1 pseudogene is annotated in these 313 nt (G+C 48.6%); it reads right to left on the bottom strand.

Going from position 1 to position 313, the window contains the following annotated elements:
- A pseudogene (ompT, locus tag AC0L3J_RS37840) lies at positions 1 to 313 on the bottom strand (omptin family outer membrane protease OmpT); the annotation flags it as partial.

Here is a 313-nt window from a genome sequence, read left to right as displayed (position 1 = left end):
ATAGGAACCACCTCTGGCTGTAAAGCTATAACGGCTTTCCTGATATCCGGCCATGAGTCCCAGGCGGTAATTGGGTTCGTTGAGGAGCCAGCCTTTGATATTCAGATCAAATTCGTTGGCATAATTGAGTTGTGTATCAGGGTGTCTACTTTCATCCGTCCAGGTTCCGGGGTTACTGGAATCCATCCAGTCCTGATCGACCATATTGCCACCTCGGCTGCCGAGAGTTGTCCAGCCAGCAGCCCCGATAGATATCTGGGGCATCAAATCCCAATTAATTGCACCTTCAATAACGCTGCAATTATTAAAGGTG

It is taken from the genome of Bradyrhizobium sp. Kon37 (assembly GCF_055807535.1).
Note: the sequence above shows the minus strand (reverse complement) of the source record. Positions and strands in the feature narration are given on the sequence as shown.